The following is a 17,607-nucleotide window of genomic DNA, read 5'->3' on the forward strand; positions in this document are numbered from 1 at the left end:
TATGACGCAGCGTATGGACAAGCGGTTCGCCGATCTGAAGGAAGAGGGCCGTCCGGCTCTCGTCACTTATTTCATGGGCGGCGATCCGGATTTCGAAACGTCGCTGGCGATTATGAAGGCGCTGCCGCAGGCTGGTGCCGATGTGATCGAGCTTGGAATGCCGTTTTCCGACCCGATGGCCGATGGTCCTGCCATCCAAATGGCCGGTCAGCGCGCCCTGAAGGCCGGGCAGACCTTGGTAAAAACCCTGGATATGGCGCGGGAATTCCGCAAGGGCGATCAGGCTACGCCGATCGTCATGATGGGGTATTACAATCCGATCTATGTCTATGGCGTCGAAAAATTTCTGGATGACGCGCTGGAAGCTGGTATCGACGGCTTGATCGTCGTCGATCTTCCACCGGAAATGGATGATGAATTGTGCCTGCCAGCGCGCCAGCGCGACATCAATTTCATCCGTTTGGCGACACCGACCACGGATGAGAAGCGTCTGCCGATGGTGCTGCAAAACACCTCTGGATTCGTCTATTATGTGTCGATGAACGGTATTACCGGCTCGGCTTTGCCTGATCCGTCTAAGGTTGCCGGTGCTGTCGGGCGGATCAAGGCCCATACCGATCTGCCGATCTGCGTTGGCTTCGGCGTGAAGACGGCGGAACATGCAAGGCTGATTGGGGCCAGCGCCGATGGCGTCGTGGTCGGCACGGCTATCGTCAATCAGGTCGCACTGAGCCTGACCAAGGATGATAAGGCAACGGCGGATACCGTGCAATCGGTGGTAACCCTAGTGCGTGGGCTGGCTAGCGGCGTCCAGACCGCTCGGCTTGCGGCTGCGCAATAGTCCTTCTAAAATGGGCTATTGCCTTGGAAGACGCGGAGCCTGAGCGGGCTCCACCTCTTCCTGATTGTCTGTTTTCAGCCTTTTCGGATGCCGGCCTGCCGATCCTGGAAGTGCTCGATCAAGGAGTATTCAAAGTGAACTGGATTACCAATTACGTTCGCCCCCGCATCAATTCCATGCTGGGCCGTCGCGATGTTCCGGACAATCTCTGGATCAAGTGCCCCGAAACCGGCGAAATGGTCTTTCATAAGGATCTGGAAGAGAACAAATGGGTTGTTCCCGCTTCCGGTTATCATATGAAAATGCCCGCCAAGGCACGGCTGGCCGATCTTTTTGATGGCGGCAAGTACGAAGCTTTCGCCCAGCCGAAAGTGGCGCAGGACCCGCTGAAGTTCCGCGATTCGAAGAAATACAGCGACCGCCTGAAGGATAGTCGCACCAAGACCGAGCAGGAAGACACGATTGTCGCCGGTCTAGGCACGGTCGAAGGCTTGAAGCTGGTGGCCGTCGTACATGAATTCAACTTCATGGGCGGTTCGCTCGGCATTGCTGCCGGTGAGGCCATCGTCAAGGCATTCGAGCGGGCCATTGCTGAGAAATGCCCGCTGGTGATGTTCCCGGCTTCGGGCGGCGCGCGTATGCAGGAAGGCATCCTGTCGCTGATGCAATTGCCGCGCACCACGGTTGCCGTCGATATGCTGAAGGAAGCAGGCCTGCCTTACATCGTCGTGCTGACCAATCCGACCACGGGCGGGGTTACGGCCTCCTATGCCATGCTGGGCGACCTGCATATCGCTGAGCCGGGTGCCGAAATCTGCTTCGCTGGTAAGCGCGTGATCGAGCAAACCATCCGCGAAAAGCTGCCGGAGGGATTCCAGACCTCGGAATATCTGCTGGAGCACGGCATGGTCGATATGGTGGTCAAGCGTCACGATATTCCAGCGACCCTGGCCCGCACCCTGAAAATCCTGACGAGACAACCGGCAACGGTCGTTGGTGCCAATGACGACAAGACCTTGTCGGTCATTGAGGCCTCGCGCGCCGTTTCCGCCTGATCGCTTTGGGTGATATACTGACGGCAATCGCCGGATGACATGCTTAAAGCCGGGAGCAGTTTACTGCTTCCGGCCCTTAAAACGACTTGCAAGCCTGGAACCGCACTATGATAGAGAATACGCTGAGCCAGGCTGAACAGGTCATCAATGAATTGATGCAACTGCATCCCAAGGGTTTTGACATGACCCTGGAGCGTATGCGGCGCTTGCTCGAAGTGCTCGGCAATCCACAGGACAAGTTGCCGCCAGTGATCCATGTGGCTGGCACCAATGGCAAAGGCTCCGTCAGCGCCTTTTCCCGCGCGCTGCTGGAAGCAGGCGGCCTTGCCGTTCATGTTCACACGTCCCCGCATCTGGTCAATTGGCACGAGCGCTACCGGATTGGCGTTAAAGGCGGCAAAGGGCAAATTGTTGAAGACGGATTGCTGGCCGATGCCTTGAGACGAGTGGCGGTCGCCAATGCGGGCCGGCATATCACGGTTTTTGAAATTTTGACGGCTGCCGCTTTCCTGCTGTTTTCTGAAATTCCCGCTGATGCGGTCATCATGGAAGTCGGCATGGGTGGGCGGCTGGATTGCACCAATGTGGTGGACCGGCCTGCTGTGTCCGTCATCATGCCGATCTCTTTTGACCATCAGGCCTATCTGGGTGATCGGGTGGAGTTGATTGCAGCTGAGAAAGCCGGGATCATGAAAAGACGGCGACCGGTGGTGATCGGCCATCAGGAATTTGCCGCCGCCCGCGAGGCGCTTGTGGATATTGCCGAGCGTTTGGGTTGCCCGCTCTCGGTATTCGGCCAGGATTATCTGGCCTTTGAGGAACATGGACGGCTGGTCTATCAGGATGAAACCGGCCTGATGGATCTGCCCCTGCCAAAGCTTCCGGGCCGTCATCAGTTCGCCAATGCCGCAGCTGCCATCCGCGCCGTGCGCTCCGCTGGTTTTACCGTGACCGAAGCCATGGCTGAAACGGCGATGCACAGCGTCGAATGGCCAGGCCGCCTGCAAAGGCTGACGGAAGGTGTGTTGCTGGACCACGCGCCAAAAGGCGCCGAAATCTGGGTGGATGGTGGCCATAATCCCGGTGCCGGTGAAGTGATTGCCGAGGCCATGGCAGGCTTTGAAGAACGCCAGTCCCGCCCGCTCTACCTGATCACCGGCATGCTCAACACCAAGGACCCGCTCGGCTATTTCAAAGCGTTTGAAGGCTTGGCCATCCAGGCCTTCACCGTGCCAATCCGCGGCACCGACGCCGCCTTGGACCCGGTGGCGCTGGCTAGTTCTGCCTACGATGCCGGAATTCCAGCAGAGCCTGTCTCATCGGTCGCGGAAGCGCTGGAGGCGATCCGTAGCCGGGTTAATGCAGAAGAGATCGCCCCGCGAATCCTGATTGGTGGCTCGCTTTATGTGGTCGGCAATGTGCTGGCGGATAATGGCACGCCGCCGAGATAGCGTTTGCGTCCTGCGTCATATCCTGCCTGACATTGCGATAAACGATGTTTCCCCATCGGCATCACTATAGGGTGGCCGAGTGATTCTCCGGCCCAATGCGCGATCCCCATGGAAACATCCCTTTATCTACCTGTGAAATCGTTTCTCGAAAAAGCAGGCTATACCGTCAAAGGCGAAATCGGCGGCTGTGATCTCGTGGGCCTGAGCGCCGACGATCCATCCGTCGTGGTGGTCTGCGAACTGAAACTGAGTTTCAATCTGGAACTCATCCTCCAGGCCGTAGACCGGGCAGCGATATCCGACGAGGTCTGGATTGCCGCGAAAATCTCGGCCAAGGGCAGGGGGCGGGAGGCCGACAAGCGCTACCGCGACCTCTGCCGCCGCTTAGGCATCGGCATGCTCGGCGTGTCCGCCAACGGTGACGTCAGCATCATCGTCGGCTCCGTTTCTCCCATGCCACGCACAAATCCGAAACGACGCTCCCGCCTGATGCGCGAACACCAGACCCGGCGCGGCGACCCGGCCCTTGGTGGCAGCACCCGAATGCCTGTGATGACCGCCTACCGCCAGAACGCCCTTGCCTGTGCCGCAATTCTTCTCGCCGGGCCGACGCGGGTTGGCGATGTGCGCAAAGCGGTCCCGGATGCCGGGAAGATTCTGCTGTCCAATGTTTATGGGTGGTTTGAGCGGGTCGAGCGTGGGGTTTATGGGTTGACGGAGGCAGGGCAAGACGCGCTGAAGCGGTGGCCGCAGGGGGGATCACACTCGATTTAACTTTTGAAATAGAGCGGCATTTTATGTCCGTCTGCAAGCGACCCATGCGGTCATTGCGTTAACGTTCAAAAGATCAGATCACTTTCGTTGCGGCGAGAAGGAGTACAGGCGGGCGACGGAGAGTGATCGACAGGGATGGTCTTTCCACCAAAGCCTCATGCGTTGGCGCTGGCTCCCCAAAATGGTCCAACCGAAAGCCAGCGTTCAGAAGTTCACGCACATATGTTTCAGTGGTTCGATGAAATTTTACAACGTCATCCACGAACCATTTCGTCTGTCGCATTCCTTCTTCCTGATACTTGTCCAACGGCCAGTTAAGGGGTTCTCCATGGTCATCTTTGGTCCATCCAATTGGATTTGCCGTACATATCGGATGCTCAATGGAGAAAATGAAACGCCCACCTTTGGACAACCCGCCCAGAACTTTCTGCACTATGGATCGATAATCATCGACATAATGCAAGGCCATTGATGATACGACCAAATCAAAGCCTTCGACCGGAAGTTTATACCCTTCAATAGAGCTGCAAACGTAAACTACAAAAGCGTCATCGGTTAGTTGCCTCGCCTCTGCAATCATATTCTGGGAAACATCCAGTCCGGTTACCGAACTCGCCCCAAGTGACCGTGCGTGCCGCGCAAAATCACCGAAACCACAGCCGATATCGAGAATACGCAAGCCCGATAGCTCGGGTAACACGGCGCGTAATGCTGGAACTTCCAATGCGCCATTGAGGCCGGTATCGCCCTGTCGCAGGCTTTTATAACCTTCAAAAAAAGCAGGGTCGTCGTAAATATTCTGCGGCATGGGACACCATAATATGATCGTGAAACAATTTACTCTCAATAGTTCTCAGCTATGGCAGTTCAATGCCCTATTTTAACAACATCAGATTGTATTATCTGTTTTCAATCGCAAAAAACAAACAAAAAAGCCCGGCAAAACCGGGCTTCTTCGCATCCAATTACATCCAGCACCTACTCAAGCAGCGCCAGCGATCCAGCTGGACAGGGCCGTCTTCGGGGCAGCGCCAACCTTGATGTCGGCGACTTCGCCGCCCTTGAACATGGCGAGCGTTGGGATGGAGCGGACGCCGAATTTGGCGGCGAGTTCTGGGTTTTCGTCAATGTTGAGCTTGGCGATCTTGACCTTGCCGGCCATTTCCGTGGAGATTTCATCCAGGCTGGGGGCGATCATCTTGCAGGGGCCGCACCATTCGGCCCAGAAGTCCACCACAACAGGCTCTACAGACTGTAGAACTTCTGCCTCGAAATTGTTTGCATCGACTTTTACCGTAGCCATTGGCTGCTCCTTGGAGAATTCCTGTTGTCACATATATGATGGTTATTGTGAGGATTTCAACTTAAAGCGCATTGCAATTGTCGGGCGTCAGCCAAGACAAAACGTTATAGCGCCGCGCCGATTTTTGATGATGTGGACACCCCCACCACTACCGCCGAGAATATCGGCAGGGACCAATCAAACGTTGGAAAGGAAACGGGATGTCCAGGCTGACAATCGGAATCGACCTTGCAAAGAATGTCTTCCAGGTTCACGGCATTGATGACAGCAGTCGTGTCGTGATCGCTCAGAAACTCCGGCGCACACACCTTCTTGCATTCTTTGCCAAGCTGGAGCCGAGTCTGATCGGCATGGAGGCGTGCGGCTCCGCGCATCACTGGGCTCGCGAACTGACAGGCATGGGCCATGAGGTCAAGCTGATGGCGCCGGCTTATGTGAAGCCGTACGTGAAGCGGGGGAAGAACGACATGGTGGATGCCGAGGCGATCTGCGAGGCTGTGACCCGGCCGACCATGCGGTTCGTTCCAATCAAAACCGCGTCGCAGCAGTCGATCCTGATGGTGCACAAGTCGCGTGCTCTCCTCATCCGGCAGAGGACCATGCTGGTGAACGCCTTACGAGGCCATCTCACCGAGATCGGCATCGTGGCGCCGGTCGGGATCGAAAGAACGGCAGAGCTCGTCGAGCGGGTGCTCGCACACGAGCCGACAGAGCTGGACGTTCCGCCGCTCGTGACTGACATTGTCGTATCCTTGGCCAGGCAAATCGACTCCCTGACCGCCGAGGTCAGGACACTTGAAGCCAAGATACGCGAATGGCAACGAACGAGCGAAGCAGGCCGCAGGCTTGCGACGATCCCGGGCGTCGGCGTCATCACTGCCACAGCACTGGCGGCGACGGTGCCTGATGCGTCAGTCTTCAGGTCGGGGCGAGAATTTGCCGCATGGCTCGGGCTGACGCCACGATCGAATTCGTCTGGAGGAAAAGAGCGCCTCGGCAGGATCACGAAGGCCGGGAACCGATATCTGCGAACGCTGCTGATCGTCGGCGCGACAGCCGTCCTCAGGCATGTCAGGCATAAGATGCACGGGCCGCTCATCGAGTGGGTCAGGAAATTGTTGTTAACGAAGCCCCCGCGCCTGACGACCGTGGCGCTGGCGAACAAGATGGCGCGGATCGCATGGGCCGTGATGACTCGGCAGACGGTATACACAAACGCCATCGCATAGAAACCGACGCACCAGCGTCACCGAGTTCGGAGGGCCTGCCAGACGATCGTGATGAATACCGGTTCCGCCGGGGATCAGGACAACCCGTTCGCGAGACTGCATCTGCAGAATGCGCTTTTTTGATTGGGACCATGATCCGCGGATTTCATCAAGGCCCGCGGCCGTTCGGCCGATCATCAGAGAGGCCGGACATATGCGAGCAGCCAGCCGGGTTCAAAAAGATCAGAAGAAAGGCTTGACCGAGGGGGTGTCCACATATGTTTCGCGTGGCGATGCGGTCGAAATGCTTGAGTTTGCAGAGGAATTACATAGATGAGGCCCTCACAGGGCCTAGAGCAGGCCTTCGAGTTCTTTCAGCCGGTCATTGACCAGCCAGCCATAGTAATTTTCTTCCGGCAGGCCGCCGCGCCGTCCCAGCGCCCGGGCTCGCGCCTCGGAATTCCCGACATTGTAAAGCGTCGCTGTCAGGCCAGGATTGTTGGAAATATCCACATTGGCATAGGTTTTATAGTCATCGATGGATTTGCGGATGATCGCCGCGATATAGGCGAGTGAGGTATCCGGGTCCATAATGGCCTTATAGAGCCCCGCCGCATCCTTCTCATCCAGTTTGGGATAGCCGGATGTCTGATGGACCATATCGGTCAGCATCAATGCTGTCAGCGGATTGATCTGGCCAAGGCCAAAGGTTTGCCCGGCATAGAAAGGCTGGAAAAACACCGCGCTGAAGCGATTGTTAGGAAAGCTTTTGTTGCCGACCCGCTTGCCCTGGAACTTGTCTTCCCAGACATTTTCCCGGCAAGTCCACAGCGTGGCCGAATCCTTCAACTCGGCGCAGGCGGCAAATTCCGGGCGGGCGACGAAATCATCGACATCCTCGCCATCATAGGCAAAGCGGAAGGTGTGACCGGCATAGGAAGCGGCCTTCACATAGTAGCTTTGCAATGTGTCATAGGCATCGACATTATAGGTATGCTCACCGACCAGCGCGCCAACGATGTGGATCGGGTCGATATTATAGGCCGCCGCGGTTTTCTTGATCTTGCCGATCAATTGGCGGTCCCTGATCAGCAGATCGCGAATCTTCTCGTATTTCAGATCGAAGGTGGTCTTGGTTTCCTTGGTGCGCTGCTTGGATGCGCCGGGAATGGGGGGCTGTTCAGCATTGCGATTGCCCGCAGGCACCATCCGCACTTCGGCCGCCTGGATTTCCGGCACGAAGGCGGCGGAAAAAACACATGAAACCGAAAGAATAAAGACCAGAGCTAAGCGACGCACCATTTCCATCCCGTATATATTGCAGATCGGAACGATGTTTCACCAACCCGATACCGCCTTGCCCTATTACGGCGAGCGGCCCTCCTTATAGAGGGAGGGCCGTTGCTGTCGACTCTCGACCGGTCACAAGGCCGAATTAGGGCGCTGATTTGCCGATTTCACCCCATCGCGGTGCGAAAACATCACAGAATATAGCGCGACAGATCTGTGTCAGCGGCGATTTCGCCGACATGCTCGCGCACATAGGCCGAATCGATCATCACTTTCGCACCGCCGCGATCCGGCGCGTTGAAGGAAATGTCGTCGAGCACCCGCTCCATCACCGTCTGCAAACGTCGCGCGCCGATATTTTCAATCGAGCTGTTGAGATTGACGGCAACATCCGCCAGCGCATCGATGGCATCCTCGGTAAACTCGAGATCCAACTGTTCAGTGGCCATCAACGCAATGTATTGACGAATGAGGCTGGCCTCGGTTTCCGTCAGAATCCGGCGAAAATCCTCCTTGGTCAGTGCCTTTAGCTCAACGCGAATCGGCAACCGGCCCTGCAATTCCGGCAGGAGGTCGGAGGGTTTGGAGACATGGAAGGCCCCCGACGCGATAAACAGGATGTGGTCGGTCTTCACCGGCCCGTATTTGGTGGCAACCGTCGTGCCTTCCACCAGGGGCAGAAGGTCGCGCTGCACGCCTTCGCGCGACACACCGGCGCCCATGGCGCCTTCGCGGTTGGCGATCTTATCGATTTCGTCCAGGAAGACGATGCCGTCGTTTTCAACCGACTTTACCGCTTCGCGCTGGATCAACTCATTGTCGATCAGCTTGTCAGATTCGTCGCGGATCAGATCGGCATAGGAGGTCTTGACGGTGGTGCGGACCTTCTTGGTGCGGCCGCCCATCGCTTTGCCAAACATGTCGGACAGGTTGAGAATGCCGACATTGGCCCCCGGCATGCCGGGAATCTCAAAGCCCGGCATGCCGGAGCTTGTCTCTGCAACCTCGATATCGATTTCCTTGTCGTCCAGCTCTCCGGCCCGCAGCTTCTTGCGGAAACTATCACGGGTAGCAGGCGAGGCGGTGGCGCCGACCAGCGCATCCAGCACGCGCTCTTCGGCACCGGCATGGGCCTTGGCTTCCACCTCCAGCCGCTTCTTTTCCTTGATCAGGCCGATACCGATTTCCACGAGATCACGGATGATCTGCTCCACGTCGCGGCCGACATAGCCGACCTCGGTGAATTTTGTGGCCTCAACCTTGATGAAAGGCGCGCCAGCCAGTTTGGCGAGGCGTCGGGAGATTTCGGTCTTGCCGACGCCGGTCGGGCCGATCATCAGGATGTTCTTGGGCATGACTTCGTCGCGCAGGCTCTCATCGAGCTGCTGGCGGCGCCAGCGGTTGCGCAGCGCAATCGCCACGGCACGCTTTGCATCGTTCTGACCGATGATATAGCGGTCGAGTTCCGAGACGATTTCGCGGGGTGAAAAAGTTGTCATTGAGATTACACCTGGAAGGAGTGGAAAAGGAGGGCGGTCAGTTGGCGCTTTCCAGCGTTTCGACCAGCACGTTTTCATTGGTATAGACGCAAATATCGGCAGCGATCTTCATGGCCTTGCGGGCCACTTCTTCCGCCGACTTTTCTGTGTCCATCAAGGCCAGAGCCGCAGCCAGCGCGTAATTGCCACCCGAGCCGATGGCAATCGTGCCATGTTCGGGTTCCAGCACATCGCCATTGCCGGTAATGGCGAGCGTCACCGTCTTGTCGGCCACCAGCATCATCGCTTCCAGGTTGCGCAGGTATTTGTCGGTGCGCCAGTCCTTGGCAAGCTCGACTGCGGCGCGCATCAACTGACCGGGATATTGCTCCAGCTTCTTTTCCAGCCGCTCCAGCAGGGTGAAGGCATCCGCCGTCGCTCCGGCAAAACCGGCGATCACCTCGCCCTTGCCAATGCGGCGCACCTTGCGGGCATTGCCCTTCATCACGGTCTGGCCAAGGCTGACCTGTCCGTCACCGGCCATCACCACCATGCCGCCCTTGCGCACCGTGATGATCGTGGTGCCATGCATGGTTCCATAGGGATTATGTTCGCTCATATCGATCCGTTCCAGTCCATCGCCGTCCAATCCGGCGCTTCGATTGACCTTTATGTAAGCGGCCAAAACACAATTGCAAACGCCAAGACGGTTGGCCGTTATCCTGATGCCGGATCGCCGAAAAACCCGGCTCGCCCTGCTGGATATTTCAACCCCCGCCTGATAAGGAACGGCATATTTTCAAGGAGAAGGCCATGGCAGAGAGCCGCAGCGCCAGCATTTCGCGCAAGACCAACGAAACCTCGGTCTCGGTTTCCGTCAATATTGACGGCACCGGCACTTCGAAGATTTCGACGGGGGTCGGTTTCTTCGACCATATGCTGGACCAGCTCAGCCGCCATTCGCTGATCGATATGGATATCGACGTCACGGGCGATCTGCATATCGATGATCACCACACCGTCGAAGATACCGGCATTGCCATCGGCCAGGCGATTTCCAAGGCATTGGGCGACCGGCGCGGCATCGTGCGCTATGCGTCAATTGATCTTGCCATGGACGAGACCATGACCAAGGCGGCCATCGATGTTTCGGGACGGCCCTTCCTGGTTTGGAACGTTGCGTTTTCGGCACCGAAGATCGGCACATTCGACACCGAATTGGTACGGGAGTTTTTCCAGGCGCTGGCGCAGAATGCCGGTATTACCCTGCATATCCTCAATCATTACGGTGCCAACAACCACCATATCGCCGAAACCTGCTTCAAGGCCGTCGCTCGCGCCCTGCGCAGCGCCACCGAAATCGATCCGCGCCAGGCGGGCCGCATTCCGTCCACCAAGGGAATGCTGTAAACGATCAAGTTGAGGATCTGAGCCTCCATGCGTGTTGTGATTATTGACTACGGATCAGGCAATCTGCGCTCCGCCACCAAGGCGTTCGAGCGGGCCGTCCGAGAATCCGGCCTTGATGCCGAAATTGAACTGACCGACAAGGCAGACCGGGTGGCAACCGCCGACCGGATCGTCTTGCCCGGCGTCGGTGCCTATGCCGATTGCAAGCGAGGCCTCGATGCTGTGCCCGGCATGCATGAAGCGCTGATCGAAGCGGTGGAGGTCAAGGGCCGCCCGTTTCTCGGCATCTGCGTCGGCATGCAGCTGATGTCGTCGCGCGGGTTGGAAAAGACCGTCACCGAAGGCCTCGGCTGGATCAAGGGCGATGTGGTGGAAATGACCCCTTCCGATCCGGGCCTGAAGATCCCACAGATCGGCTGGAACACGCTGACACTTGCCCGTCCTCATCCGCTATTTGACGGGATTGCCACCGGCAATGACGGGCTGCATGCCTATTTCGTCCATTCCTACCATCTGGCGGCCAGCAATGCCGATGAGGTTGTTGCCACGACCGATTATGGCGGCCCGATGACCGCCTTTGTTGGTCGTGACAATATGGCTGGCGCGCAGTTCCATCCGGAAAAGAGCCAGACGCTAGGCCTCCAGCTGATTTCTAATTTTCTCAATTGGGCGCCGTGAGCCCGTGCCGATGGATAGCATACGATGATCCTCTTTCCCGCCATCGACCTTAAAGACGGCCAATGCGTTCGCCTGAAGCTGGGCGATATGGAGCAAGCCACCGTCTACAATCCCGATCCCGGTGCGCAGGCCAAGGCCTTTGAAGACCAGGGCTTCGAATGGCTGCATGTTGTTGACCTGAACGGCGCCTTTGCCGGTGAAACCGTCAATGGCGCGGCGGTGGATGCCATTCTCAAGTCAACGAAAAATCCGGTCCAGCTGGGCGGCGGTATCCGCAGTCTTGCCCATATCGAAACCTGGCTTCAGCATGGCTTGTCGCGCGTCATTCTCGGCACGGTCGCCGTGCGCAATCCGGCCCTGGTGATTGAGGCCTGCAAGCTTTTTCCCGGCAAGATCGCGGTTGGCATCGATGCCAAGGGTGGCAAGGTGGCCGTGGAAGGTTGGGCGGAAGCCTCTGAGCTTGGCGTGGTCGAGCTGGCAAAAAAGTTTGAAGGCGCAGGCGTTGCGGCAATCATCTATACGGATATCGACCGGGACGGTATTCTGACCGGAATAAACTGGGCTTCGACGCTGGAACTGGCGGATGCTGTCTCCATCCCTGTCATCGCGTCTGGCGGACTTGCGTCAATAGAGGATATCCGCCGGATGCTGGAGCCGGATGCGCGCAAACTGGAAGGTGCAATTTCCGGTCGCGCCCTTTATGATGGGCGGATCGATCCGGCAGAAGCGCTGGCCTTGATTGCCGATGCGAAAAAGGATGCCATCCTGTGACACTCAAGGCCCGTATTATTCCTTGTCTCGACGTGAAGGATGGCCGTGTCGTCAAGGGCGTGAACTTTGTCGATCTGATCGATGCCGGTGATCCGGTCGAAGCGGCCAAGGCCTATGACGCCGCCGGTGCCGATGAGCTTTGCTTTTTGGACATTACCGCTTCATCCGATAATCGCGAGACGATTTTTGATGTCGTCGCCCGCACCGCAGATCATTGCTTCATGCCGGTCACGGTGGGGGGCGGTGTGCGGGCGGTTGGCGATATTCGCAAGCTGCTGCTGGCTGGTGCCGATAAGGTTTCAATCAACTCGGCAGCCGTGAGCAATCCCGATTTTGTTGCGGAAGCCGCCGATAAATTCGGCAATCAATGTATTGTGGTCTCGATTGATGCAAAACGTCGCCTAAGCCAGGCCAGCGGTGGCGACAATCTTAGCGCCTGGGAGATTTATACCCATGGCGGGCGCAATGCGACTGGCATTGACGCTATCGAGTTTGCGGTCAAAATGGTCGAGCGTGGCGCAGGCGAATTGCTTGTGACCTCCATGGATCGTGACGGCACCAAAATCGGTTATGATTTGGAACTGACCCGCGCCATTGCCGATGCGGTTCGGGTGCCGGTGATTGCCTCTGGCGGCGTTGGCACGTTGGATGATCTGGTGGCGGGCGTCAGGCAAGGCCATGCCACTGCCGTTCTCGCGGCGTCGATTTTCCATTTCGGTACCTATTCGATAGCCGAGGCCAAGGCCCATATGGCCAATGCCGGTATCCCCATGCGTCTCGACCAGGCCTGAAGGGGCAATTTCATGACCACATTCACGCTGTCCGATCTGGAGACCATCGTTGCCACCCGCGCCAAGGCTTCGCCGGACGAAAGCTGGACGGCAAAGCTGGTGACGGCAGGCCAGGACAAGGCCGCCAAGAAGCTTGGCGAAGAGGCTATCGAGGCCGTGATGGCAGCGGTCAAAAATGATCGCGCCAACCTGATCTATGAGAGTGCCGATTTGCTTTATCACCTGTTGGTCGTATTGAAAATTGCCGATATCCCGATAGAAACGGTGATGGAAGAGTTGCAACGGCGCACCGCCCAATCGGGCCTCAGCGAAAAGGCCAGTCGGTAGGACAGATGACGACAGCGATCAGGCAGGCCGAGGGGGAGGAAGCCCTTGATCATTTCCAGGTAGGCAGCTACTCGCCCTATCTGTTCTTTTCGTCGGAGGAATGGGCGCGGTTTCGGGCCGATACGCCGCTAACCCTGACACTGGACGAAGTACATCGCCTGCGATCCATTGATGACCCGATTGATCTTGCCGAGGTACGGCGGATCTATCTGGCGCTGTCGCGGCTATTATCCTCACATGTCGAATCGTCGCAATTGCTGTTTGAGCAGCGCAACCGCTTTCTCAGCACCAATGTGACCAAGACGCCGTTCATTATCGGTATTGCCGGGTCGGTGGCGGTGGGCAAATCCACCACGGCGCGCGTGCTGAAGGAGCTTTTGGCCCGCTGGCCTTCCAGCCCGAAAGTTGATCTGGTCACCACCGATGGCTTTCTCTATTCGAACGCGACGCTGGTGCGCGACAACAAGCTCAACCGCAAAGGGTTTCCGGAAAGCTACGATACGGCGGCCCTCCTGCGGTTCCTGTCGGCCATCAAGGCCGGGCAGCAGAATGTCAAGGCGCCGCGCTACTCCCATCTCACCTATGATGTAGTGCCTGATCAACATACCATCATCGACCGTCCGGACATCCTGATCTTCGAGGGCATCAATGTGCTGCAATCGCGCGACCTGCCGCGAGATGGCAAGATCGTGCCGATGGTCTCGGATTTCTTCGATTTTTCGATCTATATCGATGCTGAGGAAAGTCTGATCCACAATTGGTACGTAAAGCGATTCATGAAGCTGCGCCAAACGGCCTTCCGCGATCCAAATTCCTACTTTCACCGCTATGCGACGATCAGCGAAGATGAAGCTTCAACCATTGCCGAAAATCTCTGGAGCCACATCAACCTGATCAATCTGCGCGACAATATCCAGCCGACCAGGCCCCGGGCCGATTTGATTCTGCGTAAGGGAGAAAATCATCTGGTGGAGCAGGTGGCGCTGCGAAAATTATAGGGCATTGCGCCCGACTATTTTGATAAATTGATGTTTTCATAAGGTTTTATCTCTGGGAGGAGAGTTATGCCATTGATTGATCCCAACAAAACCGCGCCGGTTTCGGGCAGGCGTGTGTTTCTGGGTGCGGCAGCGACGGTGATAGCCGCGACCGCCGCAGGCCAAAGCGGACAGGCAGCGGATACAAAAACCGGCGGCGGTCCGCTATCAGACATTCCCATCGCCTTGCCCCGGACAGAATTTGTCTATGAGGCGATTTTTACCCTTCAGGATACGATCGAGATGGGTGCGTCCCCGCTGGGCGACAGACGTATCATCAATATTACCGGCGGTGAATTTGCCGGGCCGCGAATCAAGGGCAAGGTCATGCCTGGCGGTGCCGACCGGCAAGTGTTGCGCAAGGACGGTGTGCGGCTTCTCAACGCGCTTTATGAGTTGCAGGCGGATGACGGCGCCGTGATTACCGTCAACAATAGGGTCTTGATCGACCGCCAACCGGACGGCACGCAATATGCCTTTTCGCATATCGATATTACCGCACCGGAAGGACCGCATGACTGGCTGAACCGCCGTGTCTTTGTCGGCACCCTGCACAGCCTGCGGCCCAAACCGATGGTGCTGATTCGCGTGTTCAGCCTGGTTTAGGTCCAGGGAATCGAGGACGTGGTAGCTTTGGAGGGCGCTGCGTGAGGAAAGCGATCAATCCTGACCCGGTTTCTCGCGCATTTTCTTGATTTCACCGCGTCCCACCTTTGCCTTCAACCGGCGTTCGATTGATCCCTTGGTGGGTTTGGTCTTCCGGCGCGGCGGTGGTGGTGGTTTGGCTGCTTCGAGCAGCAATTCCTTTAGCCGTTCGCGTGCATCTTCCCGATTGCGCTCCTGGCTTCGAAAGCGGCTGGCCTCGATCAACAACACGCCTTCTTTGGACAGGCGTCGGCCTGCCAATTTGATGGCATTGGTCTTGATACGGTCCGGGAGCGAGGGAGAGCTTGTCAGCGGAAAGAACAATTGGACTGCGGTCGAGACCTTGTTGACATTCTGCCCGCCCGGACCACCGGCCAGCACGAATTGCTCGGTCAATTCCCAACCGGCAATCGTAATCCTGTCATTGATATAGAGCGGGTCGCTCGCCATGGTCCTGTCCAGCCTTTTCGCCGTGAGGCTGTAGCGGAAAACGCCAGTTCAGGCAAATCTCGGTTCTTTGGTATCTCAGGCTGTTTTCCTGGAGCAGATGCACCATGGAAAAAGCCCGGCGATGATCATCGCCGGGCTTTCCAAAATCGTCACACGTGAAACGTTTACTGCGCAGCAACAGCCAGAACCGGAGCCGCATCGCGGACATTGCTGTCCACATGGGCTTCGAATTTCTCGAAATTGGCGATGAACATGCCGACCAGTTTCTTGGCCTGCGCGTCATAGTCAGCCCCATTCGCCCAGGTCGAGCGTGGGTCGAGAATACTGGTATCGACGCCGTCGACGGCAACCGGTACCGCGAAGCCGAAATTGGCGTCGGTGCGGAACTCGGCTTTCTTCAACTCACCGGAGAGAGCCGCCGTCAGCAGGGCGCGGGTGGCCTTGATTGGCATGCGGCTACCGATACCGTAGGCGCCGCCGGTCCAACCGGTGTTGACCAGCCAGCAATCCACTTCGTGGCGGGCAATCAACTCCTTGAGCAGATTGCCATATTCTGCCGGATGGCGAGGCATGAACGGTGCGCCGAAGCAAGTCGAGAAGGTTGCTTCCGGCTCGGTTACGCCGCGCTCCGTGCCAGCCACTTTCGCGGTGTAGCCGGAAAGGAAGTGGTACATCGCCTGTTCTGGTGTCAGCTTGGCGATCGGCGGCATGACGCCGAAGGCATCTGCGGTCAGCATGATGATGGTCTTCGGATGCCCGGCGCGCCCGGTGGGCGACGCATTGGGAATGAAGTTCAGCGGATAGGCGCAACGGGTATTTTCGGTCTTCGAGCCGTCGTTGAAATCCGGGACGCGGTTTTCGTCGAGTACAACATTTTCCAGCACCGTGCCGAACCGCTTGGTGGTGGCGTAGATTTCCGGCTCGGCTTCTGCTGACAGGCGGATGGTCTTGGCGTAGCAGCCACCTTCGAAGTTGAAGATGCCGTCCTCGCCCCAACCATGCTCGTCATCGCCGATCAGCGTGCGGGCAGGATCGGCCGACAGCGTGGTTTTGCCGGTGCCGGACAGACCGAAGAACACAGCCGAATCGCCAGCCGGGCCAACATTGGCCGAGCAATGCATCGGCATGACCTGCTTGGCAGGCAGCATATAGTTCAGCGCGGTGAACACCGACTTCTTCATTTCACCGGCATAGTAGGTGCCGGCGATCAGCACGATATTGTTGGTGAAGTCGCAGGCGATGACCGTTTCGGTCCGGCAGCCGTGACGGGCCGGATCAGCCTTGAAGCTGGGAAGGTCAATAATGGTGAATTTCGCTTCGAAATCGGCAAGCGCGGCGCGATCCGGACGAATGAGCAGGTTACGGATAAACAGCGAATGCCATGCAAGTTCCGTTATTACGCGGGTTGGCAAAGCGTTGGCGGCATCGGCGCCACCAATCAGATCCTGTACGAACAGGGTCTTGCCAGCCACATGCGCCAGCATGTCCTGATGCAAGATGTCGAAATGCTCCTTCGACATCGGCTTGTTATTGTCCCACCAGATCTGGCCATCGGTATTGGCGTCACGCAGGATGAACTTGTCCTTCGGGGAGCGGCCCGTATGCTGTCCGGTCTCGGCCAGAAGCGCGCCGTCTGCGGTCAGAACGGCTTCGCCATTGCGGATCGCATGCTCATAAAGGGCGGCGGGCAGCAGGTTATAATGGACATTGGCGGCCTTGCCCAAGCCAATGGTCTCGATCCCAAGACGGCTATTGTTCACTCCAAGCTCCTCCATGATGCAATTCCTTCTTCAGCGGGATGGCCAGATGATTATGGGTCAACGCTAATGACCAAGTTTTAAAAACGCAAGAGCAAAATCTTGAAAACATCAATAATATCATATATTTAATCGTTTTAAACTGGTATGTTAGTTTTAAATCGGTTCAGTTTAAACGCGATGAGCCTTTGTCTTTTGCGATCGAAACGGGACTGCGTTGAAGCCGGATATGCCTGCCCCCTTTATCTTTGCCACAATTTGTTCCACCTTTACCCTCATGAAGCGCTTCGCGGCCCCTATATGGAATGGGGCTGCGGGCCGTCACCTTCTTGATGGGCGGT

At 57.2% G+C, this 17,607-nt stretch carries 19 protein-coding genes; 12 read left to right on the forward strand and 7 right to left on the reverse strand.

Going from position 1 to position 17,607, the window contains the following annotated elements; all coding sequences use genetic code 11:
- Position 1 precedes the first annotated feature (1 nt).
- The 4 genes from trpA (at position 2) to G6L01_RS16510 (ending at position 4,121) form a co-directional block, all read left to right on the forward strand.
- Complete coding sequence (gene trpA / locus G6L01_RS16495; protein ID WP_070166189.1) at positions 2–841, forward strand: tryptophan synthase subunit alpha; 840 nt, start codon at positions 2–4, stop codon at positions 839–841.
- A 134-nt stretch (positions 842–975) separates the two neighbouring features.
- Entirely contained in the window at positions 976–1,896 is a 921-nt protein-coding gene (gene accD / locus G6L01_RS16500; RefSeq protein ID WP_060718922.1) for an acetyl-CoA carboxylase, carboxyltransferase subunit beta, read from the forward strand.
- 107 nt (positions 1,897–2,003) lie between these two features.
- Entirely contained in the window at positions 2,004–3,347 is a 1,344-nt protein-coding gene (locus G6L01_RS16505; protein ID WP_070166188.1) for a bifunctional folylpolyglutamate synthase/dihydrofolate synthase, read from the forward strand.
- Between the two features lie 108 nt (positions 3,348–3,455).
- Positions 3,456–4,121 carry a DUF2161 domain-containing phosphodiesterase gene (locus G6L01_RS16510; RefSeq protein WP_070166187.1) on the forward strand — a complete coding sequence of 222 codons (666 nt, stop codon included), beginning with the start codon at positions 3,456–3,458 and terminating at the stop codon, positions 4,119–4,121.
- Positions 4,122–4,194: 73 nt separating this feature from the next.
- Here G6L01_RS16510 and G6L01_RS16515 read toward each other — a convergent pair whose 3' ends face one another.
- Together G6L01_RS16515 and trxA are read right to left on the reverse strand one after the other, a co-directional pair.
- Entirely contained in the window at positions 4,195–4,929 is a 735-nt protein-coding gene (locus tag G6L01_RS16515; protein ID WP_070166186.1) for a class I SAM-dependent methyltransferase, read from the reverse strand.
- Between the two features lie 174 nt (positions 4,930–5,103).
- Complete coding sequence (gene trxA, locus G6L01_RS16520; protein WP_070152468.1) at positions 5,104–5,424, reverse strand: thioredoxin; 321 nt, start codon at positions 5,422–5,424, stop codon at positions 5,104–5,106.
- 200 nt (positions 5,425–5,624) lie between these two features.
- On the opposite strand from trxA, the gene G6L01_RS16525 reads away from it, so the two are divergent.
- On the forward strand, positions 5,625–6,653 hold the full coding sequence (locus G6L01_RS16525; protein WP_060718548.1) for an IS110 family RNA-guided transposase: 1,029 nt from the start codon (positions 5,625–5,627) through the stop codon (positions 6,651–6,653).
- Between the two features lie 330 nt (positions 6,654–6,983).
- On the opposite strand, the gene G6L01_RS16530 is transcribed toward G6L01_RS16525, so the two are convergent.
- The 3 genes from G6L01_RS16530 to hslV form a co-directional block, all read right to left on the reverse strand.
- On the reverse strand, positions 6,984–7,931 hold the full coding sequence (locus tag G6L01_RS16530; protein ID WP_070165195.1) for a DUF1402 family protein: 948 nt from the start codon (positions 7,929–7,931) through the stop codon (positions 6,984–6,986).
- 182 nt (positions 7,932–8,113) lie between these two features.
- Positions 8,114–9,421: an ATP-dependent protease ATPase subunit HslU gene (gene hslU, locus G6L01_RS16535; RefSeq protein WP_070165192.1), complete on the reverse strand. Its 1,308-nt coding sequence runs from the start codon at positions 9,419–9,421 to the stop codon at positions 8,114–8,116.
- Between the two features lie 37 nt (positions 9,422–9,458).
- The gene (gene hslV, locus G6L01_RS16540; RefSeq protein WP_012654525.1) at positions 9,459–10,019 is read right to left on the reverse strand and encodes an ATP-dependent protease subunit HslV; all 561 of its coding nucleotides are present in this window, start codon (positions 10,017–10,019) and stop codon (positions 9,459–9,461) included.
- A gap of 194 nt (positions 10,020–10,213) precedes the next feature.
- Between hslV and hisB the strand changes: the two genes are divergently transcribed.
- The 7 genes from hisB to G6L01_RS16575 all read left to right on the forward strand — a co-directional run bounded on the left by hisB (position 10,214) and on the right by G6L01_RS16575 (position 15,020).
- The gene (gene hisB / locus G6L01_RS16545) at positions 10,214–10,810 is read left to right on the forward strand and encodes an imidazoleglycerol-phosphate dehydratase HisB (RefSeq protein WP_070165191.1); all 597 of its coding nucleotides are present in this window, start codon (positions 10,214–10,216) and stop codon (positions 10,808–10,810) included.
- Between the two features lie 27 nt (positions 10,811–10,837).
- Entirely contained in the window at positions 10,838–11,488 is a 651-nt protein-coding gene (gene hisH, locus G6L01_RS16550) for an imidazole glycerol phosphate synthase subunit HisH (RefSeq protein ID WP_070165190.1), read from the forward strand.
- 24 nt (positions 11,489–11,512) lie between these two features.
- Entirely contained in the window at positions 11,513–12,259 is a 747-nt protein-coding gene (hisA, locus tag G6L01_RS16555; protein WP_070165189.1) for a 1-(5-phosphoribosyl)-5-[(5-phosphoribosylamino)methylideneamino]imidazole-4-carboxamide isomerase, read from the forward strand.
- Positions 12,256–13,050 (forward strand): imidazole glycerol phosphate synthase subunit HisF, encoded by a 795-nt coding sequence (hisF, locus tag G6L01_RS16560; protein ID WP_070165188.1) that lies wholly within the window; start codon positions 12,256–12,258, stop codon positions 13,048–13,050. The genes hisA and hisF overlap by 4 nt, the downstream gene beginning before the upstream one ends.
- Positions 13,051–13,062: 12 nt before the next feature.
- On the forward strand, positions 13,063–13,377 hold the full coding sequence (locus G6L01_RS16565; protein ID WP_060718848.1) for a phosphoribosyl-ATP diphosphatase: 315 nt from the start codon (positions 13,063–13,065) through the stop codon (positions 13,375–13,377).
- A 5-nt stretch (positions 13,378–13,382) separates the two neighbouring features.
- Positions 13,383–14,375 (forward strand): type I pantothenate kinase, encoded by a 993-nt coding sequence (gene coaA / locus G6L01_RS16570; RefSeq protein ID WP_070165187.1) that lies wholly within the window; start codon positions 13,383–13,385, stop codon positions 14,373–14,375.
- A 66-nt stretch (positions 14,376–14,441) separates the two neighbouring features.
- Positions 14,442–15,020, forward strand: coding sequence for a DUF3237 domain-containing protein (locus tag G6L01_RS16575; protein WP_070165186.1), 579 nt, complete (start codon positions 14,442–14,444; stop codon positions 15,018–15,020).
- Positions 15,021–15,074: 54 nt separating this feature from the next.
- Here G6L01_RS16575 and arfB read toward each other — a convergent pair whose 3' ends face one another.
- Both arfB and G6L01_RS16585 read right to left on the reverse strand, forming a co-directional pair.
- Entirely contained in the window at positions 15,075–15,509 is a 435-nt protein-coding gene (gene arfB / locus G6L01_RS16580; RefSeq protein ID WP_070165185.1) for an alternative ribosome rescue aminoacyl-tRNA hydrolase ArfB, read from the reverse strand.
- Between the two features lie 164 nt (positions 15,510–15,673).
- Positions 15,674–17,284 carry a phosphoenolpyruvate carboxykinase gene (locus G6L01_RS16585; RefSeq protein ID WP_070165184.1) on the reverse strand — a complete coding sequence of 537 codons (1,611 nt, stop codon included), beginning with the start codon at positions 17,282–17,284 and terminating at the stop codon, positions 15,674–15,676.
- Positions 17,285–17,607 lie beyond the last annotated feature (323 nt).

This window comes from Agrobacterium vitis (assembly GCF_013337045.2).
Classification (GTDB): Bacteria; Pseudomonadota; Alphaproteobacteria; order Rhizobiales; family Rhizobiaceae; genus Allorhizobium; species Allorhizobium vitis_B.